This is a genomic window from Ruegeria arenilitoris, from assembly GCF_013035425.1.
Lineage (GTDB): Bacteria > Pseudomonadota > Alphaproteobacteria > Rhodobacterales > Rhodobacteraceae > Ruegeria > Ruegeria arenilitoris_A.
Map to the genome: position 1 here is coordinate 171,888 of NZ_WQHX01000002.1, position 17,860 is coordinate 189,747.

Sequence of the window (17,860 nt, forward strand, 5' to 3'; positions counted from 1 at the left end):
TGTTTATGAGTCTGCCGTTCCGACCCCATGTCGGAACGGCAATTCTCTATTTAGGGCATGCGATTAGACGAAGCGCATCGATATAAAACTGAACCCCAGAACAAATGACGCGGGTGACGGTTTAACCATCAAAGGACGAATTCTAATCCAAAGTCGCCCTGATTTTTTCCGCGTGTCCTGCAATTGCGTCAGCATCGCCCATGTTGCCAGGTGGCCGAACCGGTACGCCGTCATGACGTGGCAGCACATGAAAATGCAGGTGAAAGACCTCCTGCCCACCAGCCGCTTCGTTAAATTGTTGAATGGTGACGCCGTCAGCGTCAAAAGCGGACTTAGTGGCCTGCGCCAGTTTCTGTACCGTCGAAATCACCGCCGCCAACTGTTCCGGCGACGCGTCCAGTATGTTGCGGCATGGGGATTTGGGGATCACCAGCAGATGTCCGTCCGTTCTGGGCATAATATCCATGAAAGCAAGCGTATCGGCATCTTCATACACCCGAGTTGATGGGATTTCGTCTCGCAAAATCTTGGCAAAGATATTCTCGGGGTCGTATGTAGTCATAGTCTGTCTCCGGTCATGAGCTGTTCCAAACTTCTGCGGTTCTGTCCGCCGCCGGTCAAGGTTCATTTTGAACGTTTCAAAAATCCCTTGAAGTTTCGCAAATGACGCCCAAATCGATAATGCCGCAGCCAATTAATGCGCGTGGCGGGGACTGCCCCGCGACAATTATTCTTGATTCATATCAAACTCGACCATTGAAGGTCGCCCCCTCGCAATCTAAAACCAGCAGGAATCCCGCGCGTTGGAGAGGTCCGACTGCGCGGTGTAGTTGCAACAGGAGGCACCTATAATGGCAGACGCAGCCATTCATGGTCACGACCATGAAGACCAGCGCAGCTTTTTCCAGCGCTGGTTCATGTCGACCAACCATAAGGACATCGGGATACTTTACCTGATCTTCTCGGCGATCGCCGGGTTTATCTCGGTCGCGATGACCATCTACATGCGGCTTGAACTGATGCACCCCGGTGTTCAGTACATGTGCCTTGAAGGTTTTATGGCCGACCCATGTACCCCTAACGGGCATCTTTGGAATGTAATGATCACATATCACGGCGTCCTGATGATGTTCTTCGTGGTAATCCCTGCTCTGTTCGGCGGATTCGGCAACTATTTCATGCCGCTGCAAATTGGCGCGCCAGATATGGCGTTCCCCCGGATGAACAACTTGTCTTTGTGGCTATATGTTGCTGGCACCTCACTGGGCGTCGTGTCCCTGCTGGCTCCGGGTGGTAACGATCAGGCTGGTTCGGGAGTTGGCTGGGTCCTGTATCCGCCGCTTTCGACAACCGAAGGCGGCATGTCCATGGACCTTGCGATCTTTGCTGTGCACGTGTCGGGCGCCTCCTCGATCCTTGGTGCAATCAATATGATCACAACTTTCCTGAACATGCGTGCTCCGGGTATGACCCTGTTCAAAGTGCCGCTGTTCAGTTGGTCGATCTTCGTTACTTCTTGGCTGATTCTTCTGTCGCTGCCAGTCTTGGCAGGTGCGATCACCATGTTGCTGATGGACCGAAACTTTGGGTTCACCTTCTTCGACCCTGCGGGAGGCGGCGACCCTATCCTTTATCAACACATCTTGTGGTTCTTTGGACACCCGGAAGTTTACATCGTAGTCCTGCCCGGGTTCGGAATAATCAGCCACGTGATCGCCACGTTCTCTCGCAAGCCTATATTCGGTTATCTACCCATGGTGTGGGCCATCATAGCAATTGGAGCTCTGGGCTTTGTTGTTTGGGCACACCACATGTACACCGTAGGCATGTCACTGCGTCAGCAGGCTTACTTCATGTTGGCAACTATGGTCATTGCGGTGCCGACGGGTGTCAAAGTGTTCTCGTGGATCGCGACCATGTGGGGCGGTTCTATTGAATTCAAGACACCAATGCTTTTCGCATTCGGCTTTCTGTTTTTGTTCACCGTTGGTGGCGTTACCGGAGTTGTTCTTTCGCAAGCCGGCGTGGATCGCGCGTACCACGATACCTACTATGTGGTTGCGCACTTCCATTACGTGATGTCATTGGGCGCTGTGTTTGCAATCTTTGCCGGAGTTTACTTCTACTTTGGCAAGATGACCGGCCGCCAATACTCTGAGTTTTGGGGCAAGGTTCACTTTTGGATGTTCTTCATAGGCGCTAATTTGACGTTCTTCCCACAACACTTCCTGGGCCGTCAGGGTATGCCAAGACGCTACATCGACTATCCCGAAGCATTCGCTCAGTGGAACTATGTCTCATCGATTGGCGCGTTCATCTCCTTCGCTTCATTCCTGTTGTTCTTTGGTATCGTTTTCTATGCGTTGTTCCGCGGTGCTCGTATCACCCAAAACAACTATTGGAACGAGTATGCGGATACGCTGGAATGGACCTTGCCCTCACCGCCGCCCGAACACACGTTCGAGCAGCTTCCAAAGCAAGAGGACTGGGACAAGGGCCACGCGCACTAACCCAACTTAACACGCGAAAATTAACCCCGTCACAATTGGCGGGGTTTTTTCGTTTTGTGGTCCAGTCTAGCTGCACGTCGCCAGATGAGCAAAAATAGTATATTCTGGAATTTGAAACTTTTCCGGCAAACCGGAGGTTCCAGATGCCAGAAATTGACTTTTGGTTCTCAATCGGCAGCACGTACAGCTTCCTGACTGTCATGCGATTGGATGATTGGTGCGATCAACATGACGCAACAGTACGTTGGCGCCCATTCAATGTCAGAACCGTGATGTCAGCGCAGCAGAACATCCCATTTGCAGGAAAACCTGTGAAATCCGCATATATGTGGCGCGACATTGAACGGCGAGCAGCCAAGTACCATATTCACGCCAAGTTGCCGGCGCCCTACCCTATATCCGATCTGGCACTCGCTAATCAGGTTGCTCTGTTGGGCATGGGTGAAGGTTGGGGCAAAAATTTTGTTCAATCACTTTATCGCATTTGGTTTGACGAGGGTATCGAGGCCGGTAGTGAGTCTGCTCTATCCGAAGCCTTGCAACGCTGTCAGCAGGAACCTCGTGTCATTCTTGCCCGAGCCCGTAGTGAAGACGCCATTCAAGCGTTGGAAGCAGAAACCGAAAATGCGATTAGCCTTGGCGTGTTTGGCGCGCCTAGCTTTGTGGTACGTGGGGAAGTTTTCTGGGGCGATGATCGACTGGATGATGCTCTTTCCTGGGTTCGAGTGGGTCACGTAACTTGAATTTCCCGCTTCGACTTTTTAGCGGCCTGCTCTAGTTTTCGAATATGCCTTACCAATGGAAAGATAACACTGATGGAGCACAGGAACTGCGTCTTTGGGCGCACAACTCGTTGCCCCCACGCGGGGCGATGGGCGTCGTTTTGGCCTTGTTTGTATTTGGCTTGATCCCGTTGTTCGCAGTACTTGGATCTGTACTGCTCTGGGGTCTATTGCCTTTTATGTTAGTAACTGTGCTGGGTCTCTGGTTAGCGTTTGAAATGAACTACAAATCACGCGACGTAACCGAAATACTCACTCTGAGCGACACTCAGGCGCACTTAGTGCATCACAGTCCGCGAAAGGGTGATCTGGAATGGTCGTGCAACCGTTACTGGACACGACCTGAAATGCACGCGCATGGCGGGCCTGTTCCAAACTATATCACTCTGACGGGCGAAGGCAGACAAGTCGAAATTGGCTCTTTTCTATCGGAGGAAGAGCGTGTTGCCTTATACGAAGATTTGGTACAAAAATTACGTGCGCCGGCGGCCTAACAGCCGTCGGCACCGTTCGATGCAGCACAAAGATGGTCCTTAACCATCGGCCCCACCTTTCCAAAGTCCATTTGACCCGTGTAGCGCGTTTTCAGTTCACCCATAACTTTGCCCATGTCACGGATTGACCCGGCACCTGTCGCTGTAATCGCAGTATGAATAGCATTCGCAACCTCATCTGCGTCCAATTGTTTCGGCAAAAATTCTTCGATGACGTCGACTTCGCGCATTTCCCGCTCAGCCAAATCAAGCCGTCCGCCTTCTTCGTAGGCACGCGCGCTTTCTTTGCGCTGTTTGGTCATTTTTCCAAGTATTTCAAGGACCTCGGCGTCGCCGCATCCCTTGGCCTCTTCGTTGTCGATACCCCGGGTAGCGATGTCTCGATCCTTGATCGCAGCATTTATAAGGCGCAACGTCGATAGACGCTCGGCCTGCTTTTCTTTCATCGCTTGCTTCAGGGCGGAGTTCACCCTTGATCGCATATCCATTTCTTCTGTCCATCCCCATGGCAAAGGAACCCTGACCATATCGAAACAAAAAGCGTGATTCAACAGTGAGTATATATGTCTAACTCATTGATTTTCAACAACTGCACAATTTTTGAACAGGCTTGACCTAGCGGCTCAACCCCCTTAGTTATGCGCCGATTTACCCTGCAGGAGACTCGCGCCATGGCACAAAACGCCCAGTCCAAGCCCACTGCATGCCTGGCTTTGGCCGACGGAACATTGTTTTATGGCGCAGGCTTTGGCGCGACAGGACAGACTGAAGCAGAGTTATGCTTTAACACAGCGATGACAGGCTATCAGGAGATCATGACCGATCCCTCTTATGCCGGGCAGATAGTTACATTTACATTTCCCCACATCGGCAACGTGGGCGTGAATCCGGACGATGATGAAACAGGAGATCCAGTCGCGGCAGGAATGGTTGTCAAATGGGACCCCACCGAACCATCAAACTGGCGTGCGACCGAAGAACTCAAATCATGGCTTGAACGGCGAGGCCGAATTGCAATCGGTGGCGTAGACACACGCCGCCTGACCCGCGCCATACGCCAACAAGGTGCGCCGCATGTAGCATTGGCCCACGACCCCAATGGCAATTTTGAAATCGAAGCACTTATAAGAGCTGCACGAAATTTCGTCGGCTTGGAAGGCATGGACTTGGCCAAGGATGTCACATGCGCCCAAAGCTATCGCTGGGACGAGATGCGTTGGGCATGGCCTGACGGCTATTCGCGTCAGGAAGATCCTATACATAAAGTTGTCGCTTTGGACTTTGGAGCCAAACGGAACATCCTACGATGCCTCGCCTCTGCCGGCTGTGACGTGACAGTTTTACCTGCCACCGCTACGGCCGAAGAAGTGCTGGCGCATGACCCGGACGGCCTATTTTTGTCGAATGGTCCAGGTGATCCGGCCGCGACAGGCGAATACGCGGTCCCGATGATCAAGGAAGTTCTCGAAAAGACCGATCTGCCCGTTTTTGGCATTTGCTTGGGGCACCAGATGCTTGCTTTGGCTCTGGGCGGTCAAACGGTTAAAATGAACCACGGCCATCATGGTGCCAATCACCCAGTAAAAGATCTGGAAACTGGCAAAGTAGAAATCACTTCCATGAATCATGGATTTGCAGTGGATGCACAATCGTTGCCGGACGGTGTAATCGAAACCCATCGGTCGTTGTTTGACGGATCAAACTGCGGCATCCGCGTAACCGATCGGCCGGTCTATTCCGTCCAGTACCATCCCGAGGCATCGCCCGGTCCACAAGACAGTTTTTACTTGTTCGAACGATTTACGGCTGCAATGGCCGAGCGAAAAGCTTGAGGCTCTCCAGTTTTTATTAAAATTAATATTAAATTAACGTTACTTAAGTGAATCTGCCGAAAATTGCTTTCGGTAGGGTCCTCACATCGTGGAACTAAATCTTCAACGCTTTGCATCCGCTGGGCCGGTTTCTAGTTCGCAAGCCAGAAAACCATTGGGAGCATACCTGTTAGACCGCGGTGTTATCACACAATCTCGACTTTTAAGTGCTCTGAAAATGCAATCCCGGCAGAGAGCCCATTTAGGGGAAATTTTGGTCGGCGAGGGATGGGCCAGTCGTAAGGACGTTCTGACTGCTTTGTCTGATCAAAGTGGATGGCAAATCGCGGATCTGGAAAGCTCTCCTCCGTCAGCCGAGCTTTGCATGCTTAAACCGGTTGAATTCTGGATAAAGCATAACGTGGTTCCATGGCTACGCATGGGGCCTCTGCTATTAGTGGCCACAGCCACGCCTGATGATTTTGCGTTGGTAGAGGACGGATTGAAAGACTGTGGTCTGAAAGTGGCCCCCGTGCTGGCCGGCCCGGAACAGATTGATGCTGCTATAGCTGCATCCTGTGCAAACCAACTTGCGCAAACCGCTGAAAGCCGCGTCGAACCATCGAAGAGCTGCCGAAATTTTCGGACGGGATCTCGGCTGAGGGCTATATTTGTAACATCTGCCTTTGGCGGCATTTTTGTCACCGCGCCAAATACAGGGTTGATGGTCGTTTTTTGGGCGGCCACGATGACTTTGGCTCTTTTCCTTCTGTTCAGGGTGTTCGGAACCGTGACTACGGTTTTAGAGCAAAGAGTTGACCGTTTGATTGAACCAGAGCTTCCTATCCTTCTTCCGAAAATTTCGATTATGGTGCCTCTATACCAAGAACGCGAAATTGCTGATGTCCTAATCTCCAGGTTGCGACGATTGACCTATCCCAAAGCTTTGTTGGACGTCGTTCTAGTCCTCGAAGAACACGATGAAGTTACACACGCCGCGTTGAAACGGGTAGAATTGCCTAGCTGGGTCCGTGCAATAATCGTTCCTGAATTGGGCAACCTGACAACCAAACCTCGGGCGATGAACTACGCTTTGGATTTCTGTCGAGGCGAAATCGTCGGGGTATGGGATGCCGAAGACGCGCCAATGCCCGATCAGCTGGAAACTGTAGTTAGAAAATTTGCGCAGGTTTCTGATGATGTCGTTTGCTTGCAAGGCGTACTGGACTATTACAACCCGCGAACCAACTGGCGCTCTCGGTGCTTTACGATTGAATATAGCGGTTGGTTCCGCGTAATCCTGCCTGGAATAGCGCGTATGGGATTAGTTGTTCCGCTTGGTGGGACCACGTTTTTCTTTCGTCGCGAAAAGCTATTGGAACTTGGCGGCTGGGACGCGCACAATGTAACTGAAGATGCTGATTTGGGTGTGCGGTTGTGCCGAGCCGGGTATCGAACCGAAGTCGTAAATACGGCCACGTTTGAAGAGGCAAACTTTCGCGCCTGGCCGTGGGTTAAACAACGCTCGAGGTGGCTCAAGGGCTTTATGGTCACCTATTTGGTGCACATGCGCGCGCCGATGCAATTGCTTAGGGAACTCGGGCTGCCACGTTTTCTTGGGGTTCAGGCTTTCTTTCTTGGGACGTTGGGGCAATTTCTTCTGGCACCGGTCCTGTGGTTGTTCTGGTTGGCGACGTTGGGTTTGCCGCATCCTTTTCAAAATGTGATCTCTACCAACATTATGGCGGGATGCATGTTCCTGTTCATTGCGGCAGAAGCCGTCAACATTCTGGTTGGAGCTCTCGGTGTTGTTGCCGGAAACAGACGGTTTTTGATCCCGTGGGTTCCGACAATGGCGTTGTATTTCCCCCTGGGCGTACTGGCGGCTTACAAAGCCTTGTGGGAATTGGCAGTTGACCCGTTCTTTTGGGACAAGACCCAGCATGGACAAGCCGAAGAAGAGGTATCTGCGCTCGAACGATAGTTATTTTTCACGTTGGACGGCTTCTTGTTTTAGACGTGTCATGAACGCAACCGAAATATGGTCCTTCAACGCCAGCGCGGCACCTTCTTCGTCCCGCATCGCAATCGCATCGACAATTGCTTTGTGTTCACTTTGCGCAATTTCCCCTCGCCCTTGAACTGCTAAAGAAGTCGTCGCCATCAAAGCCATCGTTCGGTGCACCAAATCCAACTGCTGAACCAGATAGCGGTTGTGCGAGGCGAGATGTATTTGCTCATGAAATCGTCGGTTCGCGCGGGAAAGCGCTGTGGGGTCATCGACCAAAGCGTCGTCGGCCGCAACCATGTCCTGCAGAAGCTTGATTTCTTCGGTAGTTGCATGACGCGCCGCCAGACTTGCCGCCAGCCCCTCCAACTCGCGCCGGACAACGTATAGTTCGGCCATCTGATTGTGATCCAAAGATGCCACTATAAGCGATCGCCCATCCCTCTCCAAAAGCGATTGCGTTTCAAGCCGTTGCAATGCCTCGCGGATCGGTGTGCGGGAAACGCCGAACCGTTCGGCCAACTCGCTTTCCACCAGACGATCGCCTGGTTTATAGATACCGACATCAATGGCTTCGAGTATCAGGCTGTAGGCGTCAGTATTGGACTGCTTGGACTGGGGCATAGGGCCATCTTTCTCTTCGTTCGGACATGTCTATCCGCCCCGGCGGTCAGCAATCAAGAGCGGCCATTGAAAACCTTGACTGGTCGGCCTAAACCCGTCCTATGGTTAAACCTGCCTTTTCTCATGTTACCCAATGGGTGTTCGATCTGGACAACACCTTGTATCCGCCGCATATGCGCCTGTTCGACCAGATCGAGGTATTGATGACGGATTATGTCGTTAGTGCAATCGGCGTTAACCGGGCCGAGGCAGACAGGTTACGGTCGAAGTATTGGCGCCAATACGGAACAACACTTGCGGGGCTAATGGCCGAACACGATCTGGACCCAGACCCATATCTACACGCAGTACATCAGGTGGACATGAGTCATATGGAACCTGACCCCCACTTAGCTGAGAACATTCGCGCCTTGCCGGGACGGTGCGTAGTGTACACTAATGGATCCGCTCCTTATGCCGAGCGTGTTCTTTCGGCGCGCGGTTTGGATGGACTATTCGATGCGATATATGGCGTCGAGCACGCCGAATATCGCCCGAAACCAGAACGAGCGGCCTTTGAGTCAATATTCGAGAAAGACGGGATATCGGCTGACAAAGCCGCAATGTTCGAAGATGAGCCCCGTAATTTGGCTGCTCCTTACGAGATGGGTATGCGCACTGTTCATGTCGCGCCGGATCGGCATGAGGCAGATCATATCCACCACCACACCGACGACTTGACTGCGTTTCTGGGCCAAATGCGATAGGCTGACGCAGTGCGACGATCTGCACATCCAACTATCGTTAAACCCATCCCATATGTGCTTAATGGAAAGGCAGAATCGGAGAATTTCATGAGCGCCATCGAAGTACCCATCCGCATGCATCTATGGCAGCGCGTTCTGTTTGCGATACCTTTGTTTGGTTGGATGGCCAAAGACGTTGCACACGGAGATCCCGATGACCTCGGTTACACCGCAGCAGCCATTTTTGCCATGTGGGGGTGTTCTGCGATGATCTATGGCCTACCGGGCCTGTATCTGCCAGCGTTAGCGATGGTACCGCTGATGTTCCTGCTGCTTATCTTGGTGTCACGCGGTTAATCAGAGGGACAGGATGTCGCTTGGCGAATACTTAACAACGACCCTAAGGTTTGCTCAGCACGGAGAGCCAAGCCATGACAGATAGCTGTGACATCCTAATTTCCGGAGGGGGTATCGCCGGCTTGACAGCCGCTGCCGTATTTGGCTCGGCGGGCTTTGATGTGATTTGTGTCGACCCTGCCCAGCCTGTAACCGAGCGCGATGCAAATGGCTCGGACCTGCGAACAACTGCTTTTCTTCAACCAGCTCGCAGCTTGTTAGACCAGTGTGGTGTTTGGCAGCGTATTGAAGGCGATGCTGCCCCGCTTCAAGTAATGCGCATAGTTGACGCCGGCGGAGAGCTGCCAGAACCCCGCGTCGTACGCGACTTCGACGCATCTGACATATCCGATCAACCCTTCGGATGGAACTTACCGAATTGGCTGATGCGACGTGAACTATTGGCCCGCCTTGCGGAACTGCCTAGTGTAGATTTTCGCCCCGGTACTGGCACGGTCAACTTGTTCACACGAACAACCGAGGCACGCGTCGGGCTAAGCGATGGCAATCGTGTTCGCTGCAAGTTGATTATAGCAGCAGATGGTCGCGGGTCACCGATGCGCGAGGCTGCAGGGATTCCCGTACACACAATCCGTTATGGTCAAAAGGCATTGGCCTTCTCGGTTACTCATCCCATCGCGCATGAAAATGTATCCACAGAAATTCACCGCTCAGGCGGGCCATTCACGCTTGTACCATTACCCGACTGGCGGGGCACCCCCTCGTCTGCTGTTGTCTGGATGGAGCGCGGGCCGCGCGCGGTCGAGTTGCTGAACGCTGAAACAGAAGCTTTTGAATCAGAGATGACAGAACGCTCGTGCGGCTTGTTTGGGCAGCTTAAGTTATCGTCACGCCGCACGATCTGGCCAATAATCAGCCAGTCGGCCGAACGGCTTTCCGGTGAAAGAATCGCTCTCATGGCTGAGGCGGCCCATGTGGTGCCGCCCATTGGCGCACAGGGTTTGAATATGTCGTTGGGCGATTTACGCTGCCTGCTGGAGCTTGCACAGTCTCGCCCCGAAGAATTGGGCGACGCTACTATGCTGGATGCGTATCATAAGGCCCGACATGCCGATATTGCCTTAAGGGTTAAAGGAATAGACTTGCTGAACCGTGCCTCGATGATCGAAGCGCGTCCTCTCCGCGACGCCCGGGCTATGGGATTGAACGCACTTTATTCTTTGCCTCCTGTCCGTAGGACGTTGATGCAGATGGGCCTTGGTACTCGCTAAGGCACAGAAACGCTCACAAAACCCGATCCAGAACGCGCCGCAGGCGTTCTTTGGTTCTTTCCACATCATAAAGCTTATCCAACCCGAATAGGCCAAGACGGAATGTGCTAAACCCCTCAGGTTCATCACACTGCAACGGTACACCAGCAGCAATCTGTGTACCTAAAGCCGCAAATTTCTTGCCATTTTGCACCTCTGGGTCTGAGGTGTAACTGACCACGACTCCCGGAGCGCCGAAACCTTCAGCCGCGACTGAAACAACACCTTTTTCCTTGAGCATTTCACGAACACCGTCACCCAATGCCCATTGAGCCAAGCGCAATTTTTCAAATCCAAAATCGCGTGTCTCAATCATAGTATCGCGAAACCTCCGTAAAGAATCTGTGGGCATTGTCGCGTGATACGCGTGACCGCCGTTCTCATAGGCCTGCATGATCTGGCGCCATTTCTTCAGATCTAAGGCGAAACTATCAGACGTCGTTTCGGCAAGACGCGCTTCCGCCCGTTCGGACAACATCACAAGACCTGCGCACGGCGTGGCGCTCCAACCTTTCTGAGGCGCGGAAATAAGAACGTCAACGCCAGTAGCCTTCATATCGACCCAAGCACAGCCTGACGCAATACAATCTAATACCATCAGCGCACCGACCTCATGGGCCGCTGCCGCCATTTCGGTCACATAGTCATCAGGCAAAATAACCCCTGCCGAAGTTTCAACATGCGGTGCAAAAACCATATCCGGACGTTGCTCGCGTATGGTCGAAATCACCTCGTCGATCGGGGCCGGCATAAAGGGCGAAGGACTGGAATTTCCGGTCTGGCGCGCCTTGAGCACAGTCGCCTTGGCTGTCAACCCACCCGCTTCGAAAATCTGACTCCAACGGTAAGAAAACCAGCCATTGCGTACAACAACTACACTTGCACCTCGCGCGAATTGCCTTGCAACCGCCTCCATCCCGAAAGTTCCGCCGCCCGGAACCACTGCGATACCTTCAGCTTGATAAACCTCGCTTAGCATTGCCGAAATATCGCGCATTACCTGCTGAAAGCTGGCCGACATGTGATTTAGCGATCGATCAGTAAAAACAACTGAAAACTCTTCAAGGCCATCGGGGTCTACGGTTTCCAACAAAGCGGGCATGACACGTCCTTTCTAAATCTGCATCTTTTCTGCACTGTCCCGATACGTGGGTAAAGCCGGAATCGATTCTACTTTGATTGGCCAAAAACCCTCACCTCACGCTTTATTTACTTATCAATGTGAACAACTCAATGAAGAAATGACGCTAACTAGTGTCACCTTCTCTTTACACCATGACGTGTTTCTGAACAGATAAGCTCACGTAGAACAAGAAGGACATTACAGCACGTGGCTTCACATAAGAGGATTAGTTTTCAAGTTGTAAGGGACGAAGTCAAAAGAAGGATCGAGTCACGCATATGGCCGCAGGGCTCGCTTTTGCCCACAGAAACCCAATTGGCCGAAGAATTCAATTGTGCACGGGCAACCGTGAACCGCGCACTTCGCGAGCTGGCTGATCAAGGGTTTGTCGAGCGCAAGCGAAAAAGCGGAACCCGGGTCACCAAGGAACCTCAAAGGCAAGCCAAACTAGAGATTTCACTGGCGCGGCAGGCAGTAGAAAAACAAAATTCAGTTTACCGCTATTCTTTAGTCGAACGAAACATTGTTTATAGTCCCGGTTGGCTCGCATCACAACTGGATGTCGAGCCGAACGCTCGGATTTTGCAGGTTGTTTGTATGCATTACGCTGACAACCGCCCGTTTCAACTTGAAGAACGATGGATAAACATCGAAACCGTTCCCGAAGTAGAGCACGCGGACTTAAACGTTCGCGGACCGAACGAATGGTTGCTGCATGCCGCCCCATTTACCGAGGCTGAAATATCGTTTTCGGCGATTTCGGCGGACGGTAGGTTGGCAGAGTTCATGGGCACAACAACTGGAACATCGATGATTCAGCTTGAACGTACAACTTGGAAAGACGGGCAGCCCATCACTTTTGCCCGAATGACTCATCATCCAAGCTATTGTATCCGGTCCAGGTATTGATTGGCCTTATCCGATTGGTCCAGCCAGGCGTTCTTCAGTCAGAAGAACGTTGGCTTCAACGTCTCCTGCCCCTGGCAAAGTCATGATTCTCCGCCTGAGGACACGTTCAAAATCAGATAAATCCCGCGCCACGATCCTTAAACGATAGTCATACAGGCCTAATACGTGCTCAACAGTCTGAACTTCGGGGATGGCGCTGACCGCGCGTTCAAAGTCCTCTAGGCTGACCTGACCCTTGCGCGCCAGTTTAACACCCAGAAAAACAGTGACACCGAAACCCAACGCCTCGGCGTTCAGACACAGTCGGCGCCCTCGCAGAACACCGGCATGTTCCAATCTGCGAATGCGCCGCCAAGTTGCTGGCTGAGAAAGACCAAATCGACGCCCCAACGCTCCGGCGCTTTGTGTGGCGTCCTGAGTCAAAGCACGCAAAATTTTGCGATCGATTTCATCCAATTCGATCATAGGGGAAGCGCTTCGTTGCGTTTGACCCTTGCTATGTGCATCAAGGCTTCGATATCTGCGATGTGCGGCAACGTCAGAATTCTGTCGCGATAAACCTTCTGGTAGTGTGACATTTCCCGCGCCAAAACCGACAGACGCACATCCACGCGCCCCAGGAACGTTTGGATTTCCAGGACTTCAGGCACTTGACGCGCAGCTTCCAAGAACTCGTCGAAGGCGCGAGGTTGAGTTTTGTCCAGCGTAACCCGTAAAGAAACCTCGAGGGCAAATCCGAGCGCAGCCCAATCAATTACGGCTTCTTGCCCTAGAATAATCCCGGCAGCCTGCATCTTTTCCACCCGACGCCAGCAAACTCCCGAGCTGATGCCGCACCGCTCAGCCAGTTCAGCCGCCGATAAGCTCGGGTCAGCCTGAAAATGGCGCAGTATCCGTCGGTCTAGATCATCTAGCATGATTTTTCCGATTTTTCTCGATTCAACGAATTAGTTTTCCTCATTTCCGTAAATACTTAACCCTGATCGGCTCGCCAATACAAAAATGCCCAGCTAAAAGCATCACAATGAAAACTGAAAGGACCGGTAAAATGCGTGTCTATTACGATCGCGACTGCGACATCAACCTGATCAAAGACAAAAAAGTGGCTATTCTGGGCTATGGCTCGCAGGGCCATGCCCACGCTCTTAACTTGCGTGACTCGGGCGCAAAAAACCTTGTCATCGCTCTGCGTGAGGGCTCGCCATCGGCCAAGAAAGCCCAAGCCGAAGGTCTTGAAGTTATGGGAATCGCCGAAGCAGCTGCATGGTGCGACGTCATAATGTTCACAATGCCCGACGAACTTCAGGCCGAAACCTACAAAAAATATGTGCACGACAACATCAAACCAGGCGCAGCCATTGCGTTCGCTCACGGCCTGAACGTGCATTTTGGTCTGATCGAGCCGAAAGAAGGCGTAGACGTCATCATGATGGCACCGAAAGGTCCCGGACACACCGTTCGTGGCGAATACACCAAGGGTGGCGGCGTTCCTTGCCTTGTGGCCGTCGACAATGACGCAACCGGCAAAGCGCTCGAAATCGGCCTGTCATACTGTTCAGCCATTGGCGGCGGTCGTTCGGGCATCATCGAGACCAACTTCCGGGAAGAATGCGAAACCGACCTGTTTGGTGAGCAAGCAGTTTTGTGCGGCGGCTTGGTCGAACTGATCCGTTGCGGCTTTGAAACTCTGGTCGAAGCTGGCTATGCGCCCGAGATGGCTTATTTCGAGTGTCTGCACGAAGTAAAACTGATCGTTGACCTGATCTATGAAGGCGGCATCGCCAACATGGATTACTCGATTTCAAATACAGCGGAGTACGGACAGTACGTAACTGGCCCTCGTATCCTGCAATACGACGAGACCAAGGCACGTATGAAAGCCGTATTGGAAGACATTCAGCAAGGAAAGTTTGTTCGCGATTTCATGTTGGAAAACGCTGTTGGGCAACCAACCATCAAAGCGTCACGCCGGGCTAACGACGAACATATGATCGAAGAAACAGGCGCCAAATTGCGCGCAATGATGCCTTGGATCTCCGCCGGCAAAATGGTCGACAAAGAGAAGAACTAAACCCAAATAACTCAGCAAAAGGACGGCTTTGCAGGCCGTCCTTTTCACCTTTGAACCGCGTTTGCATAGCGTTCCCCGAATACAAAATCCCATCCGCTGTTATAGCCGTCCATTTTATCGGGTGCCTCAGTAGCCCAGATTTCCCAGCCCGAATGGGTCAGGGTGATCAACGAGCAACCGCTGGCGTCTTCTTCGAACACCACCTCTACCCGTGTCGGTTTTGTCCTGTCCGTACCGGGGTGCCAGCTGAAGGCCAGCCTGTGTCCCGGCTCAAACTCCAACACTCGCCCCCAATCCGCGCGCTCCCCATCCCATTTGGTTTCAAAGATCGCGCCGCCAACCTTTGGCTCAATCGTTACGGCCAAGGCGGGTTTTCCATCAGCAGCTGAAACTGCGTGCTTATCCAAGGGCCACCACTTGGCGATATGGTTAACAAAAACTTCGAAAGCGCGAACGGGTGTGGCGCTGACCGTAACTGCCTTAACGATAGGGTCTGTCATTGTTTATCACGCTTCCTCGATCTACTTCAGAAGAAAAACTCTCCAGTAATTCAGACCAGTACTTATCAAGCCAAGCACGTATTTCCGCTAACCCTTCGGGACGGGCTGAATAGATTCGCCGCGTTCCTTCCGGCCGGCAGATCACCAAGCCTGCATCGGAGAGAACTTTCAAATGCTGAGATACAGCCGGACGACTTACAGGCAGAAAATTCGACAACTCACCTACGGCATACGGATGTTTTGCGATTGCTTCAAACACCCTACGCCGGGTCGGATCGGCAAGCGCTACAAATGGATCTATGTTAGCCATGACTTACCGTAAGTAGACACTAACATTATGTCAATGTCAGACCAGTGACATCCCCTTTACTGCAGGATAATGGGAGGGAATGGTCAAAAAATCCGAATACCGCAACTGGGGCGGCGTCATCGCACTCGGCCTCATTTGGGGGGGCACTTTCGTGGTGGTGGCAATGGCGTTAGAGGGGTACGGCCCGCTCACTGTTGCAACCTCACGCACTACGCTCGGTGCAGTCACCTTGCTGATCATGATGTGGATCACCAAGCGAAAAATACCGACCGGGGGCCGAAATCTATGGCGGTCGATTATCGTGATCGGCATTCTGTCGACTGCCCTGCCCTTTGTGTTGCTCAGCTGGGGGCAGCAATTTGTGTCATCGGCATTTGCCGGCCTTTCCATGGCCGCAATACCTTTGATGGTTTTGCCGCTCGCACATTTCTTTTCCGATGAGCCGTTGAACTTGCGTCGGTTTGTTGGCGTATTGGTGGGATTTTCCGGCGCTCTGGTCCTGATCGGACCGGGACTAGTGCAACTCGGCATGGGTACGGAACCATTGGCGCAGTTGGCTTGTATTGGAGCCGCTTTATGCTTTGCCTGCGCATCGATCTTCACCCGTCGTTGCCCACCAATTGATCCTGTTGTCTTGTCGGCCCTATCGCTGGTTGTTGGTTCAATCGCGTTGTTACCGTTAATGCTGTTGGTCGAAGGCCTCCCTTCCTGGCATGGAAGCATACCCAGTATCGCAATAATCCTACTGGGATTGGTTCCTACCGCGTTTGCGACACTGCTGCGCGTGTCGATCATCCGAAGCGCTGGTTCCGTATTCATGACCCTGGTGAATTACCAAGTGCCTATCTGGTCGATGGTCTTTGGCTCATGGATTCTGTCCGAAGCCTTGCCTTTAAGATTCTACATTGCTTTGGCGATGATTCTTATTGGTTTGGCTATTAGCCAATGGTTCAGTTTGCGAAAATTGCTAATTGGACGCTAAACGGCCGCTGCTTCAACCTCGGCAACGATCCCGTCGACCACTTGCATTAACAATGCCGCATCTTCGCATTCCGCCATTACGCGAACCAATGGCTCGGTTCCTGATTTGCGGATCAATAGCCGCCCCTGCCCGCTCAGACGAGCTTCGGCATCTACAATAGCGGCCTTTACGCTTGCTGCCTCTAGCGGCAACTGCCCAGCTTGGTAGCGAACATTTTTAAGCAATTGCGGCACAGTCTCGAACTGCCGCGCCAGTTCTGAAGCTTTGCGTCCAGTCAACACCATTTCTGCAAGGAAGTGCAATCCGGCCATCAAACCGTCACCTGTAGTGGCGTAATCGCTCATCACAATGTGTCCAGATTGCTCACCACCCAGATTAAATCCGCCTTCACGCATCCGTTCGACGACATAGCGGTCGCCCACTGCAGTCCGCTCCAACCGCAAACCCTGTGTCGCCAGATGCCGTTCCAGCCCAAGATTCGACATGACCGTCGCGACCAACGCACCACCCTTCAATTGATCAGCGCGCGACCAAGCCCCTGCTAACAGAGCCATAATCTGATCCCCGTCAGCGACTTTGCCGGTCTCGTCGATCATGACAACACGATCAGCATCGCCATCGAGGCAGATGCCAACATCTGCGCCGTGGGCTACCACAGTCTCTGCAGCAACCCGAGGGTTGGTTGATCCACAGTCCTGATTGATGTTTTTTCCATTGGGAGAAACACCCACAGGAATAACTTCGGCACCAAGTTCCCAAAGTACCTCGGGCGCGGTTCGGTGAGCTGCACCATTGGCACAGTCGATTACCACCTTCAAACCGTCCAACCTGACCTGACGCGGAAGTGACGACTTCACACGTTCGCCATAGCGGAAACGGGCGTCGTCCACGCGTCGCGCACGGCCAATATTCTGCGCCTGTGCCGGACTGACACCTGCTTCGATCAACTGTTCTATTTCGAGTTCAGCGTGATCCGACAACTTGAAACCATCGGGCCCAAAGAATTTGATTCCGTTATCTTCGGCCGGATTGTGACTGGCCGAAATCATAACCCCAAGATCTGCCCGCATTGAGCTGGTCATCAGTCCAACCGCTGGAGTCGGGACCGGGCCCAGCAGCAAAACATTCATCCCAGTCGACGTAAGCCCGGCCGTCAAAGCGTTTTCCAGCATATAGCCAGACAGCCGCGTGTCCTTGCCGATTACAACGCGATGCTCGCTTGACGCATCTCGGCGGAAATATCGCCCGACAGCCGCGCCAATGCGCAATACCATTTCAGCCGTCATGGGATATGTATTTGCGGTGCCCCGCACCCCGTCGGTTCCGAAAAGCTTGCGCACTGAT

General features: G+C 52.7%; 20 protein-coding genes. 11 read left to right on the top strand and 9 right to left on the bottom strand.

Translation table 11 applies throughout. The annotated features are described in order from the left end of the window. Positions 1 to 142 precede the first annotated feature (142 nt). Positions 143 to 562 carry an HIT family protein gene (locus tag GOV45_RS06435; protein WP_170475695.1) on the bottom strand — a complete coding sequence of 140 codons (420 nt, stop codon included), beginning with the start codon at positions 560 to 562 and terminating at the stop codon, positions 143 to 145. Between the two features lie 289 nt (positions 563 to 851). Here GOV45_RS06435 and ctaD point away from each other — a divergent pair, with 289 nt between their 5' ends. From ctaD to GOV45_RS06450, 3 genes are all read left to right on the top strand, one after another. Beyond that, positions 852 to 2,510 carry a cytochrome c oxidase subunit I gene (gene ctaD / locus GOV45_RS06440; RefSeq protein WP_170475696.1) on the top strand — a complete coding sequence of 553 codons (1,659 nt, stop codon included), beginning with the start codon at positions 852 to 854 and terminating at the stop codon, positions 2,508 to 2,510. Positions 2,511 to 2,653: 143 nt separating this feature from the next. Beyond that, a complete protein-coding gene (locus GOV45_RS06445; protein WP_170475698.1) occupies positions 2,654 to 3,253 on the top strand; it encodes a 2-hydroxychromene-2-carboxylate isomerase in 600 nt (199 codons plus the stop codon). A gap of 44 nt (positions 3,254 to 3,297) precedes the next feature. Further along, complete coding sequence (locus tag GOV45_RS06450; protein ID WP_170475700.1) at positions 3,298 to 3,786, top strand: DUF2244 domain-containing protein; 489 nt, start codon at positions 3,298 to 3,300, stop codon at positions 3,784 to 3,786. Here the strand turns inward: GOV45_RS06450 and GOV45_RS06455 are convergent. Next, the gene (locus tag GOV45_RS06455; protein ID WP_170476571.1) at positions 3,783 to 4,274 is read right to left on the bottom strand and encodes a GatB/YqeY domain-containing protein; all 492 of its coding nucleotides are present in this window, start codon (positions 4,272 to 4,274) and stop codon (positions 3,783 to 3,785) included. The two genes, GOV45_RS06450 and GOV45_RS06455, sit on opposite strands and share 4 nt — an antisense overlap. 183 nt (positions 4,275 to 4,457) lie before the next feature. On the opposite strand from GOV45_RS06455, the gene carA reads away from it, so the two are divergent. Then, complete coding sequence (gene carA, locus GOV45_RS06460) at positions 4,458 to 5,618, top strand: glutamine-hydrolyzing carbamoyl-phosphate synthase small subunit (protein ID WP_170475702.1); 1,161 nt, start codon at positions 4,458 to 4,460, stop codon at positions 5,616 to 5,618. Between the two features lie 217 nt (positions 5,619 to 5,835). Continuing rightward, on the top strand, positions 5,836 to 7,581 hold the full coding sequence (locus tag GOV45_RS06465) for a glycosyltransferase family 2 protein (protein WP_170476573.1): 1,746 nt from the start codon (positions 5,836 to 5,838) through the stop codon (positions 7,579 to 7,581). On the opposite strand, the gene GOV45_RS06470 is transcribed toward GOV45_RS06465, so the two are convergent. Further along, complete coding sequence (locus tag GOV45_RS06470) at positions 7,582 to 8,229, bottom strand: GntR family transcriptional regulator (RefSeq protein ID WP_170475704.1); 648 nt, start codon at positions 8,227 to 8,229, stop codon at positions 7,582 to 7,584. Between the two features lie 101 nt (positions 8,230 to 8,330). Here GOV45_RS06470 and GOV45_RS06475 point away from each other — a divergent pair, with 101 nt between their 5' ends. The 3 genes from GOV45_RS06475 to GOV45_RS06485 all read left to right on the top strand — a co-directional run bounded on the left by GOV45_RS06475 (position 8,331) and on the right by GOV45_RS06485 (position 10,582). After that, complete coding sequence (locus tag GOV45_RS06475; RefSeq protein ID WP_170475706.1) at positions 8,331 to 8,975, top strand: pyrimidine 5'-nucleotidase; 645 nt, start codon at positions 8,331 to 8,333, stop codon at positions 8,973 to 8,975. Between the two features lie 87 nt (positions 8,976 to 9,062). After that, a complete protein-coding gene (locus tag GOV45_RS06480; RefSeq protein ID WP_170475708.1) occupies positions 9,063 to 9,311 on the top strand; it encodes a hypothetical protein in 249 nt (82 codons plus the stop codon). Positions 9,312 to 9,385: 74 nt separating this feature from the next. After that, a complete protein-coding gene (locus GOV45_RS06485; protein ID WP_170475710.1) occupies positions 9,386 to 10,582 on the top strand; it encodes a UbiH/UbiF family hydroxylase in 1,197 nt (398 codons plus the stop codon). A 13-nt stretch (positions 10,583 to 10,595) separates the two neighbouring features. On the opposite strand, the gene GOV45_RS06490 is transcribed toward GOV45_RS06485, so the two are convergent. Then, entirely contained in the window at positions 10,596 to 11,723 is a 1,128-nt protein-coding gene (locus GOV45_RS06490; RefSeq protein WP_170475712.1) for an aminotransferase class V-fold PLP-dependent enzyme, read from the bottom strand. A 228-nt stretch (positions 11,724 to 11,951) separates the two neighbouring features. On the opposite strand from GOV45_RS06490, the gene GOV45_RS06495 reads away from it, so the two are divergent. Then, positions 11,952 to 12,653 (top strand): GntR family transcriptional regulator, encoded by a 702-nt coding sequence (locus GOV45_RS06495; RefSeq protein ID WP_170475714.1) that lies wholly within the window; start codon positions 11,952 to 11,954, stop codon positions 12,651 to 12,653. A gap of 6 nt (positions 12,654 to 12,659) precedes the next feature. Here GOV45_RS06495 and GOV45_RS06500 read toward each other — a convergent pair whose 3' ends face one another. Beyond that, entirely contained in the window at positions 12,660 to 13,118 is a 459-nt protein-coding gene (locus GOV45_RS06500; RefSeq protein ID WP_170475715.1) for an Lrp/AsnC family transcriptional regulator, read from the bottom strand. After that, on the bottom strand, positions 13,115 to 13,570 hold the full coding sequence (locus GOV45_RS06505) for an Lrp/AsnC family transcriptional regulator (protein WP_170475717.1): 456 nt from the start codon (positions 13,568 to 13,570) through the stop codon (positions 13,115 to 13,117). The genes GOV45_RS06500 and GOV45_RS06505 overlap by 4 nt, the downstream gene beginning before the upstream one ends. A 131-nt stretch (positions 13,571 to 13,701) precedes the next feature. On the opposite strand from GOV45_RS06505, the gene ilvC reads away from it, so the two are divergent. Beyond that, on the top strand, positions 13,702 to 14,724 hold the full coding sequence (ilvC, locus tag GOV45_RS06510; RefSeq protein ID WP_170475719.1) for a ketol-acid reductoisomerase: 1,023 nt from the start codon (positions 13,702 to 13,704) through the stop codon (positions 14,722 to 14,724). 44 nt (positions 14,725 to 14,768) lie between these two features. Here ilvC and GOV45_RS06515 read toward each other — a convergent pair whose 3' ends face one another. Together GOV45_RS06515 and GOV45_RS06520 are read right to left on the bottom strand one after the other, a co-directional pair. Further along, positions 14,769 to 15,224 (bottom strand): SRPBCC domain-containing protein, encoded by a 456-nt coding sequence (locus tag GOV45_RS06515; protein WP_170475721.1) that lies wholly within the window; start codon positions 15,222 to 15,224, stop codon positions 14,769 to 14,771. Continuing rightward, on the bottom strand, positions 15,205 to 15,534 hold the full coding sequence (locus GOV45_RS06520) for an ArsR/SmtB family transcription factor (RefSeq protein WP_170475723.1): 330 nt from the start codon (positions 15,532 to 15,534) through the stop codon (positions 15,205 to 15,207). Before GOV45_RS06520 ends, GOV45_RS06515 begins: the two co-directional genes overlap by 20 nt. A gap of 79 nt (positions 15,535 to 15,613) precedes the next feature. Here GOV45_RS06520 and GOV45_RS06525 point away from each other — a divergent pair, with 79 nt between their 5' ends. Further along, positions 15,614 to 16,516, top strand: coding sequence for a DMT family transporter (locus GOV45_RS06525; RefSeq protein ID WP_170475724.1), 903 nt, complete (start codon positions 15,614 to 15,616; stop codon positions 16,514 to 16,516). Here GOV45_RS06525 and glmM read toward each other — a convergent pair. Next, the gene (glmM, locus tag GOV45_RS06530) at positions 16,513 to 17,856 is read right to left on the bottom strand and encodes a phosphoglucosamine mutase (RefSeq protein ID WP_170475726.1); all 1,344 of its coding nucleotides are present in this window, start codon (positions 17,854 to 17,856) and stop codon (positions 16,513 to 16,515) included. The genes GOV45_RS06525 and glmM overlap by 4 nt on opposite strands. Positions 17,857 to 17,860 lie beyond the last annotated feature (4 nt).

Bases quoted from the DNA above. Each gene is read 5' to 3' on its own strand.
- GOV45_RS06505 (WP_170475717.1), bottom strand. From the start codon at position 13,570: ATGCTAGATGATCTAGACCGACGGATACTGCGCCATTTTCAGGCTGAC.
- GOV45_RS06500 (WP_170475715.1), bottom strand. From the start codon at position 13,118: ATGATCGAATTGGATGAAATCGATCGCAAAATTTTGCGTGCTTTGACT.
- GOV45_RS06525 (WP_170475724.1), top strand. From the start codon at position 15,614: ATGGTCAAAAAATCCGAATACCGCAACTGGGGCGGCGTCATCGCACTC.
- GOV45_RS06455 (WP_170476571.1), bottom strand. From the start codon at position 4,274: ATGGATATGCGATCAAGGGTGAACTCCGCCCTGAAGCAAGCGATGAAA.
- GOV45_RS06485 (WP_170475710.1), top strand. From the start codon at position 9,386: ATGACAGATAGCTGTGACATCCTAATTTCCGGAGGGGGTATCGCCGGC.
- GOV45_RS06515 (WP_170475721.1), bottom strand. From the start codon at position 15,224: ATGACAGACCCTATCGTTAAGGCAGTTACGGTCAGCGCCACACCCGTT.
- GOV45_RS06490 (WP_170475712.1), bottom strand. From the start codon at position 11,723: ATGCCCGCTTTGTTGGAAACCGTAGACCCCGATGGCCTTGAAGAGTTT.
- GOV45_RS06475 (WP_170475706.1), top strand. From the start codon at position 8,331: ATGGTTAAACCTGCCTTTTCTCATGTTACCCAATGGGTGTTCGATCTG.
- GOV45_RS06480 (WP_170475708.1), top strand. From the start codon at position 9,063: ATGAGCGCCATCGAAGTACCCATCCGCATGCATCTATGGCAGCGCGTT.
- GOV45_RS06450 (WP_170475700.1), top strand. From the start codon at position 3,298: ATGCCTTACCAATGGAAAGATAACACTGATGGAGCACAGGAACTGCGT.
- ilvC (WP_170475719.1), top strand. From the start codon at position 13,702: ATGCGTGTCTATTACGATCGCGACTGCGACATCAACCTGATCAAAGAC.
- ctaD (WP_170475696.1), top strand. From the start codon at position 852: ATGGCAGACGCAGCCATTCATGGTCACGACCATGAAGACCAGCGCAGC.
- GOV45_RS06520 (WP_170475723.1), bottom strand. From the start codon at position 15,534: ATGGCTAACATAGATCCATTTGTAGCGCTTGCCGATCCGACCCGGCGT.
- GOV45_RS06465 (WP_170476573.1), top strand. From the start codon at position 5,836: ATGCAATCCCGGCAGAGAGCCCATTTAGGGGAAATTTTGGTCGGCGAG.
- carA (WP_170475702.1), top strand. From the start codon at position 4,458: ATGGCACAAAACGCCCAGTCCAAGCCCACTGCATGCCTGGCTTTGGCC.
- GOV45_RS06445 (WP_170475698.1), top strand. From the start codon at position 2,654: ATGCCAGAAATTGACTTTTGGTTCTCAATCGGCAGCACGTACAGCTTC.
- GOV45_RS06470 (WP_170475704.1), bottom strand. From the start codon at position 8,229: ATGCCCCAGTCCAAGCAGTCCAATACTGACGCCTACAGCCTGATACTC.
- GOV45_RS06435 (WP_170475695.1), bottom strand. From the start codon at position 562: ATGACTACATACGACCCCGAGAATATCTTTGCCAAGATTTTGCGAGAC.